This is a genomic window from Pseudoduganella aquatica (genome assembly GCF_020865585.1).
In the GTDB taxonomy this organism is placed as follows: Bacteria; Pseudomonadota; Gammaproteobacteria; order Burkholderiales; family Burkholderiaceae_D; genus Rugamonas; species Rugamonas aquatica_A.
In genome coordinates this window covers 228,832-250,630 of record NZ_CP086370.1, presented here as the reverse complement: position 1 = coordinate 250,630, position 21,799 = coordinate 228,832, and the positions used below count along the sequence as shown (strand labels likewise).

General features: G+C 65.0%; 20 protein-coding genes. 9 read left to right on the top strand and 11 right to left on the bottom strand.

Features of this window, described 5'->3' with window-relative positions:
• Position 1: 1 nt before the first annotated feature.
• Positions 2–1,246 (bottom strand): nucleoside recognition domain-containing protein, encoded by a 1,245-nt coding sequence (locus KT882_RS00990; protein ID WP_161070360.1) that lies wholly within the window; start codon positions 1,244–1,246, stop codon positions 2–4.
• Positions 1,247–1,454: 208 nt separating this feature from the next.
• Here KT882_RS00990 and KT882_RS00985 point away from each other — a divergent pair, with 208 nt between their 5' ends.
• From KT882_RS00985 to KT882_RS00970, 4 genes are all read left to right on the top strand, one after another.
• On the top strand, positions 1,455–3,260 hold the full coding sequence (locus KT882_RS00985; RefSeq protein WP_228894136.1) for an ABC transporter substrate-binding protein: 1,806 nt from the start codon (positions 1,455–1,457) through the stop codon (positions 3,258–3,260).
• A gap of 215 nt (positions 3,261–3,475) precedes the next feature.
• Entirely contained in the window at positions 3,476–6,175 is a 2,700-nt protein-coding gene (locus KT882_RS00980) for a TonB-dependent receptor (protein WP_228894135.1), read from the top strand.
• A 10-nt stretch (positions 6,176–6,185) separates the two neighbouring features.
• Positions 6,186–7,286 (top strand): S66 peptidase family protein, encoded by a 1,101-nt coding sequence (locus KT882_RS00975; protein WP_228894134.1) that lies wholly within the window; start codon positions 6,186–6,188, stop codon positions 7,284–7,286.
• A gap of 146 nt (positions 7,287–7,432) precedes the next feature.
• Entirely contained in the window at positions 7,433–8,350 is a 918-nt protein-coding gene (locus KT882_RS00970) for a YihY/virulence factor BrkB family protein (RefSeq protein WP_161070364.1), read from the top strand.
• Here the strand turns inward: KT882_RS00970 and KT882_RS00965 are convergent.
• Positions 8,331–9,632, bottom strand: a complete 1,302-nt coding sequence (locus tag KT882_RS00965; RefSeq protein WP_228894133.1) for an ATP-binding protein — start codon at positions 9,630–9,632, stop codon at positions 8,331–8,333. The two genes, KT882_RS00970 and KT882_RS00965, sit on opposite strands and share 20 nt — an antisense overlap.
• Positions 9,633–9,764: 132 nt before the next feature.
• Between KT882_RS00965 and KT882_RS00960 the strand changes: the two genes are divergently transcribed.
• From KT882_RS00960 to KT882_RS00950, 3 genes are read left to right on the top strand one after another with little or no spacing between them, the layout of a single operon-like run.
• Positions 9,765–10,685, top strand: a complete 921-nt coding sequence (locus tag KT882_RS00960; protein ID WP_161070366.1) for a hypothetical protein — start codon at positions 9,765–9,767, stop codon at positions 10,683–10,685.
• A gap of 9 nt (positions 10,686–10,694) precedes the next feature.
• Positions 10,695–11,579, top strand: a complete 885-nt coding sequence (locus KT882_RS00955) for a MipA/OmpV family protein (RefSeq protein ID WP_228894132.1) — start codon at positions 10,695–10,697, stop codon at positions 11,577–11,579.
• 2 nt (positions 11,580–11,581) lie between these two features.
• A complete protein-coding gene (locus KT882_RS00950) occupies positions 11,582–12,274 on the top strand; it encodes a hypothetical protein (protein WP_228894131.1) in 693 nt (230 codons plus the stop codon).
• Here the strand turns inward: KT882_RS00950 and KT882_RS00945 are convergent, their stop codons facing one another.
• From KT882_RS00945 to KT882_RS00915, 7 genes are all read right to left on the bottom strand, one after another.
• The gene (locus tag KT882_RS00945; protein WP_228894130.1) at positions 12,275–12,988 is read right to left on the bottom strand and encodes a response regulator; all 714 of its coding nucleotides are present in this window, start codon (positions 12,986–12,988) and stop codon (positions 12,275–12,277) included.
• Positions 12,988–14,115 carry an acyl-CoA dehydrogenase family protein gene (locus tag KT882_RS00940; protein ID WP_161070369.1) on the bottom strand — a complete coding sequence of 376 codons (1,128 nt, stop codon included), beginning with the start codon at positions 14,113–14,115 and terminating at the stop codon, positions 12,988–12,990. The genes KT882_RS00945 and KT882_RS00940 overlap by 1 nt, the downstream gene beginning before the upstream one ends.
• 119 nt (positions 14,116–14,234) lie before the next feature.
• Positions 14,235–14,930 carry an SDR family oxidoreductase gene (locus tag KT882_RS00935; RefSeq protein WP_228894129.1) on the bottom strand — a complete coding sequence of 232 codons (696 nt, stop codon included), beginning with the start codon at positions 14,928–14,930 and terminating at the stop codon, positions 14,235–14,237.
• A gap of 2 nt (positions 14,931–14,932) precedes the next feature.
• Positions 14,933–16,132 carry an acetyl-CoA C-acyltransferase gene (locus KT882_RS00930; RefSeq protein WP_228894128.1) on the bottom strand — a complete coding sequence of 400 codons (1,200 nt, stop codon included), beginning with the start codon at positions 16,130–16,132 and terminating at the stop codon, positions 14,933–14,935.
• Positions 16,125–17,957 (bottom strand): bifunctional isocitrate dehydrogenase kinase/phosphatase, encoded by a 1,833-nt coding sequence (gene aceK, locus KT882_RS00925; protein WP_228896817.1) that lies wholly within the window; start codon positions 17,955–17,957, stop codon positions 16,125–16,127. Before aceK ends, KT882_RS00930 begins: the two co-directional genes overlap by 8 nt.
• Positions 17,958–17,991: 34 nt before the next feature.
• Positions 17,992–19,176: an isovaleryl-CoA dehydrogenase gene (locus KT882_RS00920; RefSeq protein WP_161070372.1), complete on the bottom strand. Its 1,185-nt coding sequence runs from the start codon at positions 19,174–19,176 to the stop codon at positions 17,992–17,994.
• A 69-nt stretch (positions 19,177–19,245) separates the two neighbouring features.
• Positions 19,246–19,644 carry a MerR family transcriptional regulator gene (locus tag KT882_RS00915; protein ID WP_161070373.1) on the bottom strand — a complete coding sequence of 133 codons (399 nt, stop codon included), beginning with the start codon at positions 19,642–19,644 and terminating at the stop codon, positions 19,246–19,248.
• A gap of 377 nt (positions 19,645–20,021) precedes the next feature.
• Here KT882_RS00915 and KT882_RS00910 point away from each other — a divergent pair, with 377 nt between their 5' ends.
• Positions 20,022–20,429, top strand: a complete 408-nt coding sequence (locus tag KT882_RS00910; RefSeq protein ID WP_187358568.1) for a hypothetical protein — start codon at positions 20,022–20,024, stop codon at positions 20,427–20,429.
• A gap of 189 nt (positions 20,430–20,618) precedes the next feature.
• Positions 20,619–20,786: a hypothetical protein gene (locus KT882_RS00905; protein ID WP_187358569.1), complete on the top strand. Its 168-nt coding sequence runs from the start codon at positions 20,619–20,621 to the stop codon at positions 20,784–20,786.
• A 6-nt stretch (positions 20,787–20,792) separates the two neighbouring features.
• Here the strand turns inward: KT882_RS00905 and KT882_RS00900 are convergent, their stop codons facing one another.
• Both KT882_RS00900 and grxD read right to left on the bottom strand, forming a co-directional pair.
• Complete coding sequence (locus tag KT882_RS00900) at positions 20,793–21,371, bottom strand: UbiX family flavin prenyltransferase (protein ID WP_228894126.1); 579 nt, start codon at positions 21,369–21,371, stop codon at positions 20,793–20,795.
• A complete protein-coding gene (gene grxD, locus KT882_RS00895; RefSeq protein ID WP_132134412.1) occupies positions 21,364–21,675 on the bottom strand; it encodes a Grx4 family monothiol glutaredoxin in 312 nt (103 codons plus the stop codon). Before grxD ends, KT882_RS00900 begins: the two co-directional genes overlap by 8 nt.
• Between the last annotated feature and the right edge of the window lie 124 nt (positions 21,676–21,799).

Genomic DNA, 21,799 nt, shown 5'->3' with positions numbered 1-21,799 from the left:
ATTATCCTTGATGGAAGAATACGTAAGACACGCCGATGGCGGTGAGCACACCGGCCAGGTCGGCAATCAGGCCGCAGGAAATAGCATAGCGCGTCTTGCGGATGCCAACCGAGCCGAAGTACAGCGCCACGATGTAGAAGGTGGTGTCGGCCGAGCCCTGGAACACGCAGGCCAGGCGGCCGACGAAGGAGTCCACGCCGTAGGTGTTCATGGCGTCTATCATCATGGCTTTCGAGCCGCTGCCGCTGAGCGGTTTCATCAGCGCGGTGGGCAGCGCCGGCACGAAGTCGGTGTTGACGCCGATGGCGCTGAAGATCCAGTTGAAGCCGCTCATGACAAAGCCGAACACGCCCGCGTTGCGGATCACGCTGATGGCCACCAGCATGCCCACCAGGTAGGGAATCACGGTGAGCGAGGTCTGGATGCCGCCCTTGGCGCCCTCGATAAAGGCTTCGTACACATTCACCTTCTTGCGCAGCGCGCCGACGATGAAGATGGTGATGACCCCGATCAGCACGGCGTTGCTCACCACCTTGGAGACGGTGGCGATCTCGGCCTTGCTCAGATACTGCGTGAAGTACCAGATCAGCGCGACGATGGCCGAGGTCATGCCGCCCAGCCAGGACAGCACCACGCTGTCGAACAGGTTGATGCGCTGGCGGATGGACACGGCGATAATGCCCGCCACCGTGGCCACATAGGTTGCGATCATGCAGGGAATAAAGATGTCGGCCGCGTCCGCCGCGCCGAGGATGGAGCGCTGCGCCATGATGGCCAGCGGGATCAGGGTCAGGCCGGAGGTGTGCAGCACCAGGAACATGATCTGCGCGTTGGTCGGCTCGTCCTTGCTGGGGTTGAGCGTCTGCAGGCTTTCCATGGCCTTCAGGCCGAAGGGCGTGGCGGCGTTGTCCAGGCCCAGCAGGTTGGCGGAAAAATTCATCACCATGTGGCCGTTGGCCGGGTGGTCTTTCGGCACTTCCGGGAAGATGCGCGAGAAGAAGGGCGCGATCACTTTCGCCAGCCAGCCCACCACGCCGGCTTTTTCGCCGATGTTCATAATGCCCAGCCACAGCGTCATCACGCCGGCCAGCGGCAAGGCGATGTCCATCACGCCCATCTTGGCCGAGTCGAAGGTGCCGTCGATGACTTTCTTGAAGATCTCGTTATCGCCCAGAAACAGCCACTGCGCCAGGGCGGCGGCAAAGCCCACCAAAAAGAAGCCGGACCAGATGTAATTAAGCGACATGGGCGATATTTCCGATAACAAGGTAACAGGATGATTTTGCAGGCAAAGTATAGAGCTACGGCATTATGCTGCGATGAAAGAATGCACGCCGCGCATGCAAAAAAGTTATAAGCGGCGGGTCCGATTTCATGGTCAGCCGGCCGTGCGATGCCGTATCCTGTGGCCGAACGGGGAATCACCCAGGGAATCACCAGGAACGAGGGAATACATGACGGGTAAATGGAAACTGGCGCTGGGCGCCGTGATGCTGGCGCTGGCTGGCGCCGCCGGTGCGGCAGCACCCGGCGCGGCCGGCGAACCCAAGGTGCTGCACGCCTTTTTGTCCACCGGCGAAACCGGCCTGGACCCGGCCGTCGCGTCCGACATCGCCACCCTGGCCCTGCTGGAAAACCTGTACGATCCCCTGCTGCGCTACGACTACCTGGCCCGCCCCGTCAAGCTGCAGCCCAACACCCTGCGCGCCATGCCGCAGGTGGACGCCGCCGGCCTGAGCTACACCTTCCAGCTCACCCCCGGCATCCACTTCACGCCCGACCCCGCCTTCAAGGGCAAGCAGCGCGAAGTCACCGCCGAGGACTACGTCTACAGCCTGAAGCGCCTGTACGACCCGGAACTGAAGTCGCCCTGGTTGTTCCTGCTGGAAGGCAAGCTGGCGGGCGACGAGGCCCTGAAAGCCAAATTCAGCTACGCCACCGCCATTCCCGGCCTGCAGGCGGTGGACAAATACACCCTGCGCATCCGCCTGAGCGCGCCCGACCCCAATTTCCTCTACTACCTCGCCATGCCCGCCACCGCCGTGGTGGCGCGCGAAGTGGCCGAAGCCTATGGCGCCCAGATGGGCAACCACCCGGTCGGCACCGGCCCCTTCGTGGTGGGCGAGTGGAAGCGCAGCGACAAGATCACGCTGCAGGCCAACCCGGACTTCCGCGCTACCGTTTTCCACGCCGGTCCCGAGGTGGCGCCCGAGTTCCGCGCCACCGCCGCCGCGCTGGAAGGCAAGCGCCTGCCGCTGGTGGACCGCATAGAAGTGAAGATCATGGAGGAGTACCAGTCGCGCGTGCTGGGCTTCCTGAACGGCGAATTCGACTATATCGAGCAAGTGCCGGAGTCGATGAAGGACATGGTGCTGCGCGCTGACTCCACCGCGCCCGCGCTCAAGCCCGAACTGGCGAAAAAAGGCATGCAGCTGTCGCCCTTCCCGGTGCTGCAGACCTACTACATGTGGATGAATATGGAAGACCCGGTCATCGGCGGCTACAGCAAGGACAAGGTGGCGCTGCGGCGCGCCATTGCGCTGAGCTACAACAGCCCGGAGGACGTGGCGCTGCTGAAGAAAGGGCTGGCGCTGCCGGCCCAGTCGCCGCTGCCGCCCAATGTGCTGGGCTATGACCCCAATTACCGCAGTCCCATCAGTTACAACCCGGCCCTGGCGCGCGCGCTGCTGGACCGCTACGGCTACCGCACCGGCAAGAACGGCTACCGCACCCTGCCCGGCGGCCAGCCGCTGCTGCTGACCATGCATTCCGAGCCGTCCATGGTGGGCCGGCTGCGCGACGAGCTGTGGCGCAAGAGCCTGAACGCCATCGGCCTGCAGGTGCAGTTCAAGAGCGACAAGAAGACCGAGATCATCAAGGCTTCGCGCCTGGGCAAGGTGATGATGTTCGAAACCAACTGGATCGCCGACTTCCCCGATGGCGACAACTACTTGCAATTGTTGTACGGCCCCAACAGTGGCCGCGCGAATTATGCCCGCTTCAACCTGCCGGACTACAACCGCCGCTACGAGCAGGCGCGCAAGCTGGGTGACACGCCGGAGCGCCGCGTGCTGTACCGCGAGATGAACCAGCTGATCCACGCCTATAACCCCTGGGTGCTGCTGACCCATCCGATTTCGGCCGATATCCAGCAACCGTGGCTAAAAAACTACAAGCGCCACCCGGTGGAGTTCACAAATTGGCGTTATGTGGATTTGGACATTGCAGAGCGGAATCAGCTCACTAAAATGGCGCCCTGATTGAAAATATCTTATTCATTCCTAAAAGTTATGGTTAAGTGAGGTATTTTCATTGGATAGCGTGGAGTGCAAAGCGCTACTCTGAATTTTCAATGCGGCGCGCAAGACGCCGTGCCCGGTGCGGGCGGTCAAGAGTTTGTTTAAATAGGGAGAGTACGGTGAAGGTTAAAAAACTCGCGCAGATGATTGCGCTGATAGGTGTAGTAGGCCCTGTGATGGCTCAGGAAGCTGCCCCGCAGCAAATCCAGCGGGTGGAAATCACCGGCTCCAGCATCAAGCGCGTGGCCAAGGAAGGCGCGCTGCCGGTGCAGGTGCTGACTTACGACGCGATTGAAAAAGCCGGCATCACCGATACCGAGCAGCTGCTGCGCACCATTTCGGCCAGCGGCACCGGCGCCGACAATATGACTTCCGGTAATAACGTGTTCGGCGCCGACGCCGACCGCGTCTCCGGCGGCGCTTCCTTCGCCTCGCTGCGCGGCCTCGGCCCGAACGCCACGCTGGTGCTGCTGAACGGCCGCCGCGTGGGCAACCACGGCGCCTCGGGCAAGGCGGTCGACCTGAACTCGATCCCGCTGGGCGCCATCCAGCGCGTGGAAATCCTGAAAGACGGCGCCTCGGCCATCTACGGCACCGACGCCATCGGCGGCGTGGTCAACTTCATCCTGCGCACCGACTACAAGGGCCTGGAACTGTCCACCACCCTGAACGGCACCGAGCACGGCGGCGGCATGAACCGCCGCGTCTCCGCGCTGGGCGGCCTGGGCGACCTGCAAAAAGACGGCTGGAACATCATGGTGTCCGCCACGCACGACAACAACGACAAGCTGAGCTCCAAGCAGCGCGACTTCGCCAACGGCTTCCAGCCATCGCGCGGCCTGTCTCCGGACACCACCGGCACCCCGTTCGCCAACATCCTGACCGGCGCCGGCACCGCGCTGGGCACCGGCTTCAAAATGCCGGGCGACGCCACCACCTATCTGCAGGCCGGCCTGCTGAGCCTGCAAGGCAAGTGCGATTCCATTCCCGGCATGTCGCAGTACCAGAGCGACCTGTGGAAGGACGTTACCGCCGTCACCCGTTCCAAGTATTCCTGCGCCTACGACTACGGCGCCGACTACGTGATCAGCTTCCCGGTCGAGCGCACCAACGCCGTGTCGCGCGGCACGCTGAAGATCAACGACGACCACAAGGTCTTCTTCGAAGTGCTGGGTTCGCGCACCGAAGCCACCGCCTCGCTGACCCCGGTGCAGATCTCCACCAGCCTGGCCAACGGCAACGCCTACCCGGTCAACGGCCCGTACTACCAGGACCTGTCGCAGTACATTCCGACCTACGACAAGACCAAGCCCATCATCTACAAATGGCGCAGCACCCCGTGGGGCGACCGCACCCAGAACAACGTGACGGAAAACTTCCGCGTGCTGCTGGCCGCCGAAGGCCAGATCATGGGCAAGTGGGACTACAAGCTGGGCCTGTCGCGCGCCGAGAGCACCACCAAGACCGCGCTGATCGACGGCTACGGCTACACCGACAAGATCTACGCAGCCCTGGGCACCGGCAAGATCAACCCATGGCTGGCGCCTGGCCAGAGCCAGACCGCCGAAGCCATGCAGCTGATCGAGTCGACCAAGTACATCGGCGCCTTCCAGCACGGCAAGACCACCATGACCCAGTTCGACGGCTCGGTCTCGGGTGAAATCTTCCAGCTGCCCACCGGCGCCGTGTCGATGGCGGCCGGCTTCGACCTGCGCAAGGAAACCTATGACTTCGGCCAGGACGTGGACGCCACCAAGATCCTGCTGTCGCCGGGCAATGCCGCGCTGAGCGGCGCCTCGCGCGACGTGCGCGCTTTCTACGCCGAGATGCTGGTGCCGGTGATGAAGGACCTGGAAGTGCAGCTGGCCGTGCGCCGCGACGATTACAGCGTGATCGGCGCCACCACCAACCCGAAAGTGTCGTTCCGCTACCAGCCGACCAGCAACCTGGTGCTGCGCGGTTCGGCCAACAAGGGCTTCCTGGCGCCGAGCTTCACCCAGCTGTACGCCGGCCGCCTGTCGCAGGAACTGCCGAACGGCATTATCGACCAGGAAGGCTGCGCCAAGAATCCGGGCAATCCGCTGTTCTGCGCGATTCCTCGCCTGAACTACAACACCGGCGGCAATCCGAACCTGAAACCGGAAACCTCCAAACAGGGTACCCTGGGTATCGTGGTGGAACCGGTGCGCGGCTTCTCGGCCTCGCTGGACTTCTGGGCCATCAACATCCAGGACCGTATCCTGAACCGTACGCCGCAAGTGGTGCTGGCCAACTGGCAATATCTGCCTGAGTACATCATCCGCAACTCGGCCGGCGTGATCGACCACGTGGAAGCGGGCTGGATCAACGCTGCCGGCCTGAAAACCCGCGGCGCCGACCTGGGCCTGCAGGCCGACGGCAAATACGACGGCTACAAATGGGTTGCCAAGCTGGACGGCACCTACATGAAGAGCTTCAAGTTCGCCGAGTTCGAAGGCCAGCCGTTCAAGGAGAACGTCGGCATCTTCAACAGCCGCGACATCTACCTGCGCTGGAAGCACAACGCCAGCATCAGCGTAGCGAAGGGCGACTGGAGCGCGCTGTTCACGCAGAACTTCTCCACCGGCTACAACGACCAGGTACCGAACGGCGGCAAGGGCACCCCGCCGGCCGGCTTCGTGCCGCGCGTGAAGCACTACGAGAAGTATGACCTGAGCGGCACCTACACCGGCTACAAGAACACCACCATCACGGTGGGCATCTTGAACCTGTTTGACAAGACTCCGCCGTTCACCGCGCACAACGTGGATGAAGTAGTGGGCGCAGGCTGGGATCCACGCGTGGCGGATGCACGCGGCCGTTCCCTGTCGGTCAACCTCAAGTACAAGTTCATGTAAGTGCATAGCGGTGCCGACTAATTCCTCCCTCAGCCGGCGCCGCTTTGGCGGCCTGGTGGCCTCGGCCGCCGGGGCCGCTTTTGCCGCCGTGTCGCTCCCCGCCACGGCGGCTACCCGCCGCCGCCCCCCCTCGCAAGGAAACAACGCCATGACCAAGCCGCAGCTGACCAAGCCGCCGCGCCTGGAGCCGGGCGACCTGGTCGGCATCATCGCGCCAGGCGGCCACACCAGTCCCAAGTCCATAGAAAAAGCCGTGCGCAACATCGAGTCGCTGGGCCTGCGCGTCAAGCTGGGCGAGCACATCAACGCGGTGCACGGCAACTACGGCGGCACGGTGGAGCAGCGCCTGGAAGACCTGCACGGCATGTTCGCCGACCCGCAAGTGAACGCCATCTGGGCCATCCGCGGCGGCTCGGGCTGCATTTCGCTGCTGCCCCATATCGACTACCAGCTGATACGCGCCAATCCCAAGGTGCTGATCGGCTATTCCGACATTACCGCCCTGCACCTGGCCATCAACAAGCATGCCGGGCTGGTGACTTTCCACGGGCCTGTGGCCTCGTCCACCTTCTCCGAATACGCGGTGACGCAGCTGAAAAACGTGCTGATGACGCCGCACCAGCGCTACACCATCTCCATGTCGCAGGACAACGCCCACAAGGCGGTGGCCGAGCCGCAGTACACGGTGCGCACGGTGCACGGCGGCCAGTGCACCGGCCATCTCACCGGCGGCAATATGTGCCTGGTGACGGCGCTGGAAGGCACGCCGTATGCGGCCGACATCAAGGGCAGCATCCTGTTCCTGGAAGAAGTGAACGAAGCGCCCTACCGCATCGACCGCATGCTGATGCAGTTGCAGCTGAGCCAGGGCCTGAAGAACACCGCCGGCGTGATGCTGGGCATCTTCGAGAACTGCGAAAACCAGGACGACGATATTTCGCTCACGCTCAACGAGACGGTGGACCAGCATTTGCTGCCGCTGGAGCAGACCGCCGTGGCCGGCTATTCCTTCGGCCACATCCGCCACCAGTTCACCATCCCCATGGGCGTGCGCGCCACGCTGGACGCGGAGCAGCAGACGCTGACCCTGCTGGAGCCGGCGGTCAGCTGAGATGGCGGGTTACGGTGCTCCGCGCCTAACCCGCCCTACGGCTGCCGCCTTGTTCGTAGGGCGGGTTAGGCGCATGGCGCCGTAACCCGCCGCCGCGCCGCCGCTGTTGCGCGCCAGCCATTGCAGCTCGTGCGTAGAATGGCCCCATGCGCATCCTCACAAGCAAGGCCGCCGCCTGGGTGGCCAGCCATCCCCTGGACTTCGCGCTGCAATGCATCCGTGGCTTCCGCGCCAACCAGGGGCTGCTGCTGGCGGGCGCCGTCGCCTATTACTCCCTGCTGTCCATCGTACCGCTGCTGATGCTGGTGGTGGTGGTGCTGTCGCACTGGCTGGACCCGGCCGAACTGCTCGACACCATAGGCCACTACCTCGAATGGCTGGTGCCCGGCCAGTCGCGCGCCATCGTGGCGGAAGTGGGCCAGTTCCTGGCGCAGCGCAGCGTGATCGGCTGGCTGCTGGCGCTTACCATGCTGTTCTTCAGCTCGCTGGCCTTCACGGTGCTGGAAAACGCCATGTGCGTGATCTTCCTGCACCGGGTGGCGGTGCGGCGCCGCCATTTCCTCATCTCCGCCATCCTGCCCTACTGCTACATCCTGTCGCTGGGCATCGGCATTTTGCTGGTCACGCTGGTGGCCGGCAGCCTGCAGGTGATAGGCGAGGAGGAGCTGCAGTTCCTCGGCTACCGCTGGTCGCTGCACGGCGTGTCCGGCGTGCTGCTCTATATGCTGGGCGTGATCGGCGAAGTGCTGATGCTCAGCTCGATCTACCTGGTGATGCCGGTGGGCCGCCTGTCCTATGCGCATGCGCTGATCGGCGGCGTGACGGCTGCGCTGCTGTGGGAAGCGGCGCGCCATGTGCTGGTCTGGTACTTCAGCACCCTGTCCCAGGTCAATATCGTGTACGGCTCGCTGACGACCGCCATCGTCGTCATGTTCAGCCTGGAGATTGCCGCCGCGCTGCTGCTGTTCGGCGCCCAGGTGATTTCGGAATTCGAGCGGGTCGGGCGCAACGAGCAGGACGAGGCGGAGCGGCCGCTGCGCACCTTCAGGCCGGCAGGCAAATAAGGAAGCGGGCGCCGCCCAGTTCGCTGTCCTCGACGCGCACCGCGCCGCCATGCAAAGCCACGGCCTTGCGCGCGATGGCCAGGCCCAGGCCGAAGCCGCCGCTGGCGCGGTCGCGGCTGCGGTCCAGCCGGTAGAAGGGCTCGAACACGCGCTCGCGTTCGGCCACGGGTATGCCGGGGCCGTCGTCCTCCACCGCAATGACGATGGCGCCGCCTTCGCGCGCGGCGCTGAGCCGCACCTGGCCGGCGCCGTATTTGGCCGCGTTGGCGAGCAGGTTCGCCACCGCGCGCAGCAGCAGGCGGCTGTCGCCGTCGAGCTGGCCCAGGCTGTCGTCGCTGATGCGCAGGGCAATGCGCGCGCTGTCCGGCTGGGCGGCCACGCAGCTGCGCAGTGCGGGCGCCAGTTCGAAGGGCTGGCGCTGCATGGCCTGGCCGCTGTCCAGCCTGGCCATGCCGAGCAGCTCGCCGATCAGCGCGTTCAGTTCCCGCAGATCCAGCTCCATGGCGGCGATGCGCGGCTCCAGCGCCGGATCATCCGCCGCCGCGCGCAGCAGCTCCAGGCCGAATTCCAGCCGCGCGATGGGCGTGCGCACCTCGTGCGACACCGAATGCAGCAGCGCGCGCTGCGCCTCCATCAGCTGCTCGATGCGGTCCGCCATCAAATCCATGCGTTCGGCCAGCGGATAGATGCTGGCGCTGGCCGGCATGCGCGCCCGCGCCGACAGCTGGCCGGCGCCGAAGTCGTCCGCCACGCGCGCCAGCGCCTGCATGCCGCGCCAGTGCGCGCGCGACCACAGCGCAATCGGCACCAGCAAGGCCAGCGCCACGATGGCGTAGCGCAGCGCCTCCTGCTGCAAGGCCTGCGCGATATTGATCGGCAGGCCCTCGGCGCGCAGCACGTCCGCCTCGCTGCCGATGTAGCGCGCGCCGGCCAGGTCCACGCGGCGCAGGAAGGCCTTGTCCGCCACCCGGAACACCATGCCGCCACGCTGCAGCAGGGCCGCCTCTGCGGACGACAGCGCCGCGCTCGCGTCGTCCAGCGGCAGCAGTTCGTAGCGCACCGTGGACACCTCGCGCACCTTGTTCAGCCTCACCAGCCATTCGTCGGCCGGGGCCTGGTCGATATAGTGCTCCAGCAGGAATACCTCGGCCGCCGCCTGGCGCCGGGCGATGTCCTCCAGCGGATCGCCGTACAGGCGGCTGATCGCGAAATAGATGGCAAAGGTCGCCGCCGTGATGGCCAGCATGACCAGCACGAAGAAGCGGAAGAACAGGTGGTTCATGGTCTTAGTTTATAGGCAATGCCGCGACGCAGTCCGCGTGCTTACAAATTGATGACAATTGACCGACATGGCAAGGAGGAAGCAAACCGGCGGCTTGCCTAAGATGGCATTATTACCAATCAAGGAGCCACCATGAACAAATTGTTGAGCACAGCCGTCGTTGCCCTGGGCGCAGTCCTGCTGGCCGCGTGCGGCAGCGGCAGCGGCGGCGCGGAAGGCGCCCCGGCCGCCGGCCAGACCGCCCCCATCGCCGTGGGCGAACCGGCGCCCTCCGCCAGCCTCGGTTTTGAAATCCTGTGGCAGAACGCCTTTACCGCCATCGACGACGAACGCACCGTGGTGCTCTCCGACACGGCCTCCTTCGAAGCGCTGTGGAACGAAGGGCACAGGAACCTGAGCAGCCTGCACCCGCCGCCGAAGATCGATTTCAGCCGCAAGGTGGTGGTCGGCGTGTTCACCGGCAAGCAGCAGAACGGCTGCCGCTCCGTCACCATCAGCCGTACCGCGCTGGCGGACGGCAAACTGGCGGTGGAATACGACCTGGGTCGCCTGGTGACCATCGCGCTGTGCAAGCCGGAGTTCACCAGCCCAGGCGTGCTCGCCGTGCTGGACCGCAGCGACGCGCCCGCCAGCGCCAAGGTGCAGTTCACCCGCATCGAGCCGCAGCCGCTGGTCAACAGCCGCATCGCGCTCAGCCTGAACCCGGCCGTGACGGACCGCCAGCCGACCACCGTGGTGGTGAAGGACGCCGCAGCCTGGACCCAGCTGTGGACGCGCTACAGCGTACCCGGCACGCCGCTGCCGCCGGTGGACTTCGGCAAGTCCATGGTGCTGTTCGCCTTCTACGGCGTGGAGAGCGGCTGCGACGGCAACCAGCTGGAGGACGTCTCGCGCGTGAACGGCAAGCTGTACGTCACCAGCACCTACACGCCGCCCGGCCCCGCCGTGCTGTGCATCGCCGCTTTCACCGCGCGCGGCGCCGCAGTCACGGTGGACCGCAGCGACGAGCCGGTGGTGTTCATCAGCAAGCGCCTGCCCGCACCGACCATATAGAATGGCGGCATGCACGCGTCCATTTCCCCCACCCTGATCTCGGCAGCCATGCTGGCCGCCTGTGTTTGCAGCGGCGCGGCCGCGCAAACGCCCGTCGCCAATCCCATGCCGGACGGCAGCCGGGACATGTACGTGGGCCTGGGCCTGCAAAGCGCCAGCCGCTACGAGGGCGGCACGAGCCGCCACCTGATGCTGATGCCGGTGCTGCAGGCGGAATGGAGCAACGGCGTGTTCATTTCCGGCGCCACCGCCGGCATGCACTGGTCGGACCGCGCCGGCCTGGAATACGGGCCGCTGCTGTCGCTGCATCCGGGCCGCAGCGAGCGGGGACGCGCGCTCACCGGGGGCGGCTTGAGCGGCTCCGGCAGCAACACCGCCCTGCCGCCGCTGGCCATGGGGCCGGACGGCCGCCTCACGCGCCTGAGCGGCATGCCGGACGTGCCGAGGCGGCTGGAGGCGGGCGCTTTCCTCACCTGGTATCTGTCGCCCGAGTGGCGCCTGGCCAACAGCGTGCTGTACGGCGCCGGCCAGGAGCGCGACGGCCTGCGCGCCACGCTGGACGTGCAGCGCATCGCCACCACCGTCGCGCCCTACCACACGCTGTCCTTCACCGCCGGCGTCACGCTGGCGGACGCCAACTACAACCGCGCGTTGTTCGGCGTCAGCCCGGCGCAAGCGCTGGCCACCACGGCGCTGACGCGGCCGGCCTATGCGCCGGGTGGCGGCGTCAAGGACGTCCATGCCGGCGTGCGCTGGAACTGGGCGCTGGCGCCATCCTGGATGCTCACCAGCGGCGCGCATGCCGTGCGGCTGACGGGCGACGCCAAAGCCAGCCCCGTGGTTGAGCGTCCCGCCACCGTCACGGTGTGGTCGGCGCTGGCCTACCGCTTCTGAATATGAACCCCAGGCGACTCCTGTGCGTGTGCGCGCTGCTGCTGCCGGCCTGGCTGGCGGCGCAAGTGCCGGACGGCGAATGGTTCAGCTACCGCGACGCCTACCGCAGCATGGTGGTGTTCGAGAAGTACGGCAAGCCCAAGCACTTCCTGCAAAACCACTTCCAGATTAGTCCCAGGGACGGCGCCGGCACGCTGGACGGCCTGCGCCTGACGCTGAACGCCAGGGGCAGCCAGCTCAATCTGCCGCTGGACCCGCTCGGGCGCACCGTGTTTCCGCTGCTGAAGGCGGCCTATGACGACAACGCGGTGCTGGTGCTGAACCGCAAGCTGTCCGGCTATGTGCTGCGGCCGCGCGTCTCCATCGTGGTGCGTGCGGACGGCGTCTACGAAGCGGCCGACCTGCGCGCCGCCTGCGAGCAGGCGCAGGCCTACCAGCGCGCCACCGACGCGGCGTTCCGCGGCGGGCAGTGCGTGGGAGTGAGATTGGTTTTTGCGCGCAAGGGCGAGGCGCAAGTGCGGCTGCGGCATGGCGCGCAGGACGGTGCGCCGCTGCCGGTGAGCGACGGCCCGGCATTCCCCGACGAAGCCGGCGCCGGCTTCAGCGTCGTCAACTACCGCTTCGATGCGGCGCCGGCCCAGGGCCAGGTGGTCAGCGCCAGCGCGCCGCTGGCGATCGCGCCGCTGTACCAGTAGCTAGATCCAGGCGGACGGCGAGAACAGATAGCCCTCGCCGCGCACCGTCTTGATTCTTTCCGCGTCGTGGTCGTCGAAGCGGCGGCGCAGCTTGGAGATGCTGTTGTCTATGCTGCGGTCCATGCCGTCGAACTCCAGGCCGCGCAGTTTTTTCAGCAGCGCGTCGCGCGACAGCACCGTGCCCGCCGCCTCGGCCAGCACCAGCAGCAGCTTGTACTCGCTCCCGCTCAGCAGCACCGGCGTACCGCGCCAGCGCACCTCGCGGTCGCTGGTGGCGATGCACAGCGCGCCGAATTGCAGCGTGCCCGGCGCGGCGGCTGGCAGCGCCGCGCCAACGCCGTTGGCCGCAGGCCCGGCGCGCCGCAGCAGCGCGCGCAGGCGTGCCAGCAGCACGCGCGGCTGCACCGGCTTGTTGATGAAATCGTCGGCGCCGTGTTCCAGCAGCGCCACCTGGTCGTAGTCATCCTCGCGCGCCGTCAGCACCAGGATGGGCGTGGCGCCCAAGGCGCGCAGCTGGCGGCACACGTCGGCGCCGTCCATGCCGGGCAACATCAGGTCCAGCACCACGATGTCGGGCGCGAAGGCGTGGAAGCGCGGCAGCGCCTGGTCGCCGCGCGCCACCACCTCCACCTCGAACTCATACGCGGCCAGGTACTCCGCCACGAGGGACGACAGGCGCGCGTCGTCCTCCACCAGCAGCAGCCGCGTCGCCATTACAGCGCCCGCGCGATCAGCAGCTTCTGGATGTCGCTGGTGCCTTCGTAGATCTGGCACACGCGCACATCGCGGTAGATGCGCTCGACCGGGAAGTCGGACACATAGCCGTAGCCGCCGTGCACCTGGATCGCATCCGAGCACACGCGCTCCGCCATTTCGGAAGCGAACAGCTTGGCCATGGCGGCCTCTTTCAGGCAGGGTTGGCCGGCGTCCTTGAGCGAGGCCGCGTGCAGGATCAGCTGGCGCGCCGCTTCGATCCGGGTCGCCATGTCGGCCAGCTTGAACTGCACCGACTGGTGCTCGAAGATGGTCTTGCCGAAGGTCTCGCGTTCGCGCGCATACTTCAGCGCCGCCTCGTAGGCCGCTCGCGCCATGCCCACCGACTGCGAAGCGATGCCGATGCGGCCGCCCTCCAGGCCGGACAGGGCGATCTTGTAGCCCATGCCCTCCTCGCCGATCAGGTTCGCGGCAGGTATGCGGCAATTCTCGAACAGGATCTGCGCCGTGTCCGACGAGTGCTGGCCCATCTTCTGTTCCAGGCCCGCGACGATGTAGCCGGGTGCGCTGGTCGGCACCCAGAAGGCGCTGATGCCCTTTTTGCCGGCCGCCTTGTCGGTGACGGCCATGACGATGGCCACGTCGGCGTATTTGCCGCTGGTGATGAACTGCTTCACGCCGTTGATCACGTATTCGTCGCCGTCGCGCGTGGCCGTGGTGCGCAGCGCCGCCGCGTCCGAACCGGTGTGCGGTTCGGTCAGGCAGAACGCGCCCAGCATGTCGCCTTGCGCCAGGGGGCGCAGCCACTGCTGCTTCTGCTGCTCGTTGGCGTACATCATGGCGATGCTGCACACCGGGCAGTTGTTGACCGAGATGACGGTGGACGTGCCGCCGTCGCCGGCCGCGATTTCCTCCAGCACCAGGGCCAGGGACACGTAGTCCAGTCCCGCGCCGCCCAGTTCTTCGGGCACCGCCACGCCGAAGGCGCCCAGCGCCGCCAGCTCCTTCAGTTCCTCTTTCGGAAAGTGGTGCTCCTTGTCCCAGCGCGCCGCATTGGGCGCCAGGCGTTCCTGCGAAAAGCTGCGCAGGGCGTCTCGTATCATTTGGTGTTCTTCGCTCAGTATCATTCTGTGCTTTCGTTGTTGGCGGGTTACGCGCTGCGCGCTAACCCGCCCTACATATTGGTTGTTGAATGTGGAGAAAGCGTAGGGCGGGTTAGGCGGCACGCCGTAACCCGCCATGCGTGCTACCAGGCGATAGGCGTGCCATCGTAATTGCGGAACACGGCTTGCGTGGAGCCCTGCAGCGTATCGAGCGTGTGGCGGATGCCGCTGGCGCTTTCTTCAACGGCGATGTCCGCGCCGCCGCCGCCCATCTCGGTGCGCACCCAGCCCGGATGCAGGGCCACGCAGGTGCAGCCCTTGTTGCCGAAGGTGAGCGCGGTGTCGATCAGCACGGAGTTCAGCGCCGCCTTGCTGGCGCGGTACAGCGAGCCGCCCGCGCTGCCGCGCTCCGCCAGGGAGCCCATGCGCGAGGACAGCACCGCCAGCTTGCCGCCGGCCGGCTTGCCCGCAGTTCGCTTCCCTGCGGCGCACACCAGCGGCGCCAGGATGGGCAGCAGCCGCATCGCCGCCAGCACATTGGTGTGCATCACCATGTCGAAGTCGGTCTGCACCGGAAAGCCGTCATGGCGCGGGCCGTACACGCCCGCGTTCAGGATGGCCACGTCCAGCTGCTCGCCGTCCAGCTTCCAGCCCAGGCCTGCCACCGCTTCCACATCGGTCACGTCCAGCGTGTGCGTTTCCGCACCCATGCCGGCCAGCTCCGCGACGTCGTCCGGCTTGCGGGCGGTGGCGATCACGCGCCAGCCGTCCGCCAGGTACTGGCGCGCCAGCTCGTGGCCTATGCCGCGCGAAGCGCCGATAATGAGTACGGCCGGCATGCTTACACCAGCTCGATGGCCATGGCGGTGGCTTCGCCGCCGCCTATGCACAGCGCCGCCACGCCGCGCTTGCCGCCGGTGCGCTTGAGCGCGCCGATCAGCGTGACCACGATGCGCGCGCCCGAAGCGCCGATAGGGTGGCCCAGCGCGCAGGCGCCGCCGTGCACGTTCACCTTGCTGTGCGGGATGTCCAGGTCGCGCATGGCGGCCATGGGCACGGCCGCGAAGGCTTCGTTGATCTCGAACAGGTCCACGTCCCTGGCGCTCCAGCCGGTCTTCTTGAACAGCTTCTCGATGGCGCCGATCGGGGCCACCGTGAACTGGTCCGGCGCCAGCGCGTTGGTGGCGTGGCCCAGCACCTTGGCGATCGGGGTCAGGCCCTGCGCCTTGGCGGTCGATTCGCGCATCATCACCAGCGCGGCGGCGCCGTCGTTGATGGACGAGGACGAGGCGGCGGTGATGGTGCCGTCCTTCTTGAAGGCGGTGCGCAGCGTCGGGATCTTGTCGATCTTGGCTTTCAGCGGGCCTTCGTCTTTTTCAATCACGGTGTCGCCTGCGCGGCTGGTCACGGTGACCGGCGCCATTTCCCACTTGAACCAGCCTTCATTGGTGGCGGCCTGGGCACGCTTGACGGATTCGATGGCGAAGGCGTCCTGGTCTTCGCGCGAGAACTGGTATTTGGCCGAGCACTCTTCGGCGAAGGTGCCCATGGAACGGCCTTCGCCGGTCTTGTCGTTGCGCGAGTAGGCGTCTTCCAGGCCGTCGTACATCATGTGGTCGAACATCATGCCGTGGCCGATGCGGTAGCCGCCGCGCGCCTTGGGAATGAGGTAGGGCGCGTTGGTCATGGACTCCATGCCGCCCGCCACGATCACGTCGGCGCTGCCGGCCGCCAGCGCGTCGTAGGCGAAGATGGCGGCCTGCATGGCCGAACCGCACATTTTCGACAGCGTGACCGCGCCGGTGGACGTCGGCAGGCCGGCTTTCAGCAGCGCCTGGCGCGCAGGCGCCTGGCCCTGGCCCGCCATCAGGCAGTTGCCGAAGTAGACGTGTTCGACGGCGGCAGGCGCCACGCCCGAACGCTCGACAGCGGCCTGGATGGCGACCGCGCCCAGGTCGTGCGCGCTTTTGGCCGAGAAGTCGCCCTGGAAGGCGCCCATGGGGGTGCGGGCTGCGCCCACGATAACGATAGGATCATTCATTTTCACTGGTCTCCAGTAAGGTCGGCGCAACATGCGCCGCGGATGGGATGGCAGGGGTGCCCTGATAAGAAAAACGGATGTGCTGCGGATAGGGGAATACGTCTTCCACGATGCCAGCCTGGATGCGCTCCTTGCGCCGCTGCCAGAACTCGCGCGTGAAGAGGTCTGCGTGGTGCAGCATGAAATACTTGCGGATCTTCGCGTTGCCCAGCAAGAAGCGGCCGAACTGCTCGGGGAACACGTCGTGCGGGCCGACGTGGTACCACGGCTCGGCCGCCATCTCTTCCTCCTCGGTGCGGGCCTCGGGAATGTCGCGGAAATTGCAGTCGGTGATGTACTCGATTTCGTCGTAGTCGTAGAACACCACGCGCTTGTGGCGGGTCACGCCGAAGTTCTTGTACAGCATGTCGCCGGGGAAGATATTGGCCGCCACCAGCTCCTTGATGGCGTTGCCGTATTCCAGCACGCCGTGCTCGATGCGGGCGTCGTCGCCCTGCTGCTCGGCGTGCGTCAGCCAGATATTGAGCGGCACCATGCGGCGCTCGATGTACAGGTGCTTGATGACGATGTTGCCGCCGTCCTCCTCCAGCAGCGACGGCGCGTGCTGGCGGATCTCGGCGATCAGCTCCTCCTTCATGCGGTGGCGCGGGAAGGCCACGTTGGAATACTCCAGCGTGTCGGCCATGCGGCCCACGCGGTCGTGGTGCTTCACCAGCAGGTATTTTTCCTTCACCAGCGCGCGCGTGGTGTCCTTGGGCGCCGGGAAGAAATCCTTGATCAGCTTGAACACATAGGGGAAGGACGGCAGCGCGAACACCAGCATCACCAGGCCGCGTATGCCGGGCGCCGCGCCGAACTGGTCGGACGAATGCTTGAGGTGCTGCAGGTAGTCGCGGTAGAACAGCGTCTTGCCCTGCTTCTGCAGGCCGAGGATGGTGTAGATCTCGCTGCGCGGCTTGCGCGGCAGCAGGGTGCGGATGAACTGCACATAGGCCGACGGCACTTCCATGTCCACCATGAAGTAGGCGCGCGTGAACGAGAACAGGATGATGATCTGTTCCTGGTCGAACAGCACGGTGTCCAGTATCAGCTCGCCGTGGCGGTTGTGCAGGATGGGCACCACGAAGGGATATTCGCGCGCCCCGTTGATGCCCTTGCCGACGATGTAGGCGCCCTTGTTGCGGAAGAACAGCTTGGACAGCACCTGGATCTGGTGGTTGGGCTCCAGCGCCTCGGCGCCGAACAGCTGGCGCAGGCGGGCCTCGACCTGTTCCACGTCGCGGTCCAGGTTGGCGAAGCGCGCGTCCAGGCTGAAGTCGGTGACGATGCGCCGCAGCGTGCCGCTCAGACCGTCCGTGCCGGGGTAGTACATGCGGTAGGTGGGCGCCGCTTCCTCGGTTTCGATGTACTCGGTGGACACCACCGGCCGCACAAAGATGAACTCGTTGTGGAAATAGCTGCGGTGCAGGATGTTGCAGCACACAGAGTTGAAGAAGGTCTCGGCCAGTTCCGGCTGCTTGTGGCCGGACAGCAGGCCGATAAAGTGCAGCTTGCATTCGCGCCACACCTCGTCGCTCAGGTCTTCCGGCGCGTACTCGTCCTCCAGCATGTGCACGCACTCCTGCACCCGCTTGTCGTAGAAGCCGATGCGCTCGCGCGCCGCCTGCTGCGCCACCTTCCATTCGCCGCGCTCGAAATGCAGCTTGGCCTGCTGGCTGGTGGCGCGGAACAGGCGGTAATGCTTGTCGAAGCCGTCGCGGATGGTGAGCGCGATGTCGAACGCTATCTGGGAAGACAGCAGTTTCGGGAATGCAGCCTGGTTCATCATGGACGGGCCGGCAACATCGCGCTCTGGCAGCTTACTTGGTTTCCGCGAACAGTTCGCGGCCGATCAGCATGCGGCGGATTTCGCTGGTGCCCGCGCCGATCTCGTACAGCTTGGCGTCGCGCCACAAACGGCCGACCGGATACTCGTTGATGTAGCCGTTGCCGCCCAGGGTCTGGATCGCCTCGCCGGCCATCCAGGTGGCTTTCTCGGCGCTGTACAGGATGGCGCCGGCGGCGTCCTTGCGCAGCTGGCGCACCGCTTCCGGCGACTTGGCGCGGTCGCAGGCCTGGCCCACGGCGTAGACATAGGCCTTGCAGGCCATCATGGTCGAGTACATATCGGCGAGCTTGCCCTGCATCAGCTGGAATTCGCCGATAGGCTGGCCGAACTGCTTGCGGTCGTGGATGTAGGGCACGACGGCGTCCATGCAGGCCTGCATGATGCCCAGCGGGCCGCCGGACAGCACGGTGCGCTCGAAGTCCAGGCCGGACATCAGCACGTTCACGCCCTTGCCCAGGCCGCCCAGCACGTTCTCGGCCGGCACTTCGCAGTCCTCGAACACCAGCTCGCCGGTGTGCGAACCGCGCATGCCCAGCTTGTCCAGTTTCTGCGCCACCGAGAAGCCCTTGAAGCCTTTTTCAATCAGGAAGGCCGTCATGCCGCGCGGGCCGGCTTCCAGGTCGTTCTTGGCGTACACCACCAGCACGTCCGCGTCGGGGCCGTTGGTGATCCACATCTTGGTGCCGTTCAGCACCCAGCGGTCGCCCTTCCAGTCGGCGCGCAGTTTCATGCTCACCACGTCGGAACCGGCGTTCGGCTCGGACATGGCCAGCGCGCCCACGTGCTCGCCCGAGATCAGCCTGGGCAGGTATTTCTGCTTCTGCTCTTCGGTGCCGTTGCGCTTGATCTGGTTCACGCACAGATTGGAATGCGCGCCGTAGGACAGGCCCACCGAGGCGGACGCGCGCGAAATCTCCTCCATCGCCACGATATGGGCCAGGTAGCCCATATTGGCGCCGCCGTATTCCTCGCCCACGGTGATGCCCAGCAGGCCCAGGTCGCCCATCTTGCGCCACAGGTCCATGGGGAACTGGTCGCTGCGGTCGATCTCGGCGGCGCGCGGCGCGATTTCGGCGGCGGCGAACTCCTGCACGGCGGAGCGCAGGGCGGCGATGTCTTCGCCGTGGTCAAAGGTCAGGCCTGGGAGATGGAGCATGTCGTCCTCATTCTTCTGGTTGGAGTGGTGAAGCGCCCATGATACGCCGATGTGACGTTAACGTAAACGTCAAGTGGCCTGGGGTTCCGTGATGGCGGCCAGCAGGCGCCGGCATTCGTCCTCGTGGGCGGTCAGCTCGGACAGCGCCATTTCGATGTCCTCGCGCTGCTGTTCCAGCGTCACGCGGTGCTGGTTCAGCACGCCCAGGAAACGGTGCATCTGGGCGCTGGTGTCCTTGGGCGACTCATACATGTCGACCAGGCTCTTGATTTCGGACAGCGACAGGCCGAGGCGCTTGCCGCGCAGCGTCAGCTTGAGGCGGGTGCGGTCGCGCGGCGTGTAGACGCGGTTGCGGCCGCCGGCGCCTTCGCGCGAGGGGCTCAGCAGGCCCTGGTCTTCGTAAAAGCGGATGGCGCGCGCCGTGATGTCGAATTCGCGGGCCAGTTCGGTGATGGTGTAGGTTGGCATTTTAATAAAATCGGCTTCAACTTCCGTTTACGTAACGTCAAATACATTGTAGCCCATCGCGGCACGTACAGTCGGTGGCAATTGACGACTGCTTATGGCGTATCGTGCGACGGCCTAAATCGCGTGTCGTCATGATATGTTACAAAGCAAGCGCCAAGACCGGGTAAGATCCCTGTCGAACGAACGTTCAATCTATAAATTCAACGTCTAAATTAAATTTGCCGTATAATTCGTTATCACAAATTAAATTTGGACAATATGCGGGCGCCCCTGGCGCCAATGAATGAGCAATGTTAAATTTCAAGTTCTCTGTTGACACAGTTCGTCTGACATGTCGAGAGACTGACTTTCATTGCATGATATGAAATAGTGCAACTATGAATTCTTCTAACGAACGCGAAAGTTTTAGCCAGCGCTTGCAGCAGGCTCTGAAAAACGCCCACTACTCTCCCGACAGCCCAACCCGTCTGGCCCGCGAATTTAACATTCGTTTTGACGGACGCCCCATAACGGTGCACGCAGCGCGCAAATGGCTGGTTGGCGAAGCCATCCCCACTCAGGAAAAGCTGCGCATGATCGCCCAATGGCTGGGTGTGCCGGCCGACTGGCTGCGTTTCGGCGGCCCGGAAGCGGCGGCCCCCGCCAGCGACAGCGGCAGCGGCCTGTCCCGTTTCGAGTCGGCCGACGTGAAACTGATCGCCGATTTGCAGCGCCTGGACGAGCATCACCGCCAGATCGCGCGTGAATTTATTCGCATGCTGGTGCGGGTGAACTACCAAAAGTAACAAAACGGCGCGCCGTTCTTGATAGATTCATAAATTAAAGAACGAGTGTGCCACAATCAAGCGTATCCGTGCGTTTCCACCGAATGTTCGGGCTCCGATAGCGAATTGTCACAGTTTCGAAACGGAATTGGTGCACAATAGGGCTGCGCAATGCACGCGCTATTTCAGGAGTCCGGATTGAGCCGCTTGATGAGAAACAACTACAGCAATGTAGCGCAGCTGAAAGACCTGATGACCGCCCCGCCGATGACGGCCGCCCGCCATGCCGAACTGATGCGTAAGCGCATCGCGCAGCGGCGCATGCTGGAAGAAGCGAGGGAATTGAAGCGTGCCAGCGGCAGCTTCGAGAAGAGTTAAAGCAGGCTAGCTCAAGCCGCCCCAGCGCGGCGCCAGCTGGTGTTCCAGGCCGAACAGGTCGAGCACGCGGGCCACCGTGTGGTCCACCATGTCGGCGATGCTCTGCGGCTGGTGATAGAAACTGGGCAGGGGCGGGAAGATAATGCCGCCCATTTCAGTGACGGCCGTCATATTGCGCAGGTGCGCCAGGTTGAACGGCGTTTCGCGCACCATCAGCACCAGGCGGCGGCGCTCCTTGAGCACCACGTCCGCCGCGCGCGCGATCAGATTGTCCGACAGGCCGTGCGCCACCGACGCCAGCGTCTTCATCGAGCACGGCGCGACTATCATCCCATCCGACTGGAAAGACCCGCTGGCGATGGACGCGCCGATATTGTGCTGCTTGTGCACCACGTCGGCCAGCGCCTCCACTTCCTTGCGCTGCAAGCCGGTTTCCTGGTGCAGGGTCAGCACGGCCGCGTCCGATACCACCAGGTGGGACTCCACCTGGGGCAATTCTTTCAACACTTGCAGCAGCCGCACCCCATACACGGCGCCCGTGGCGCCGGTGATGGCGATGACCAGCCGCTGCCGGCGGTCAGGCATCCAGCAGGGCCTTCAGTTCGCCCGACTCAAACATCTCGTTCATGATGTCCGAACCGCCGATAAACTCGCCCTTCACGTAGAGCTGCGGAATGGTAGGCCAGTTCGAGTATTCCTTGATGCCCTGGCGGACTTCAGGATCGTCCAGCACGTTCACGGTGGCGATATTCTCCACGCCGCAAGCTTTCAGGATCTGGATGGCGCGGCCGGAAAAGCCGCACTGCGGGAACTGGGCGGTGCCCTTCATGAACAGGACCACAGGCGTGTTGGTCACGGTTTCTTTGATCCAGGTTTGTACGTCGCTCATTGCTGCCTCGGGGGAAATTGAATAGATGCCGACATTTTATAAGAAATGCGGCCCCCGCGTGCTTGACACGGCGAAATTCCGCGCTATTATGTCGTTAATCGCTATATCGATAGTCGATATAGCG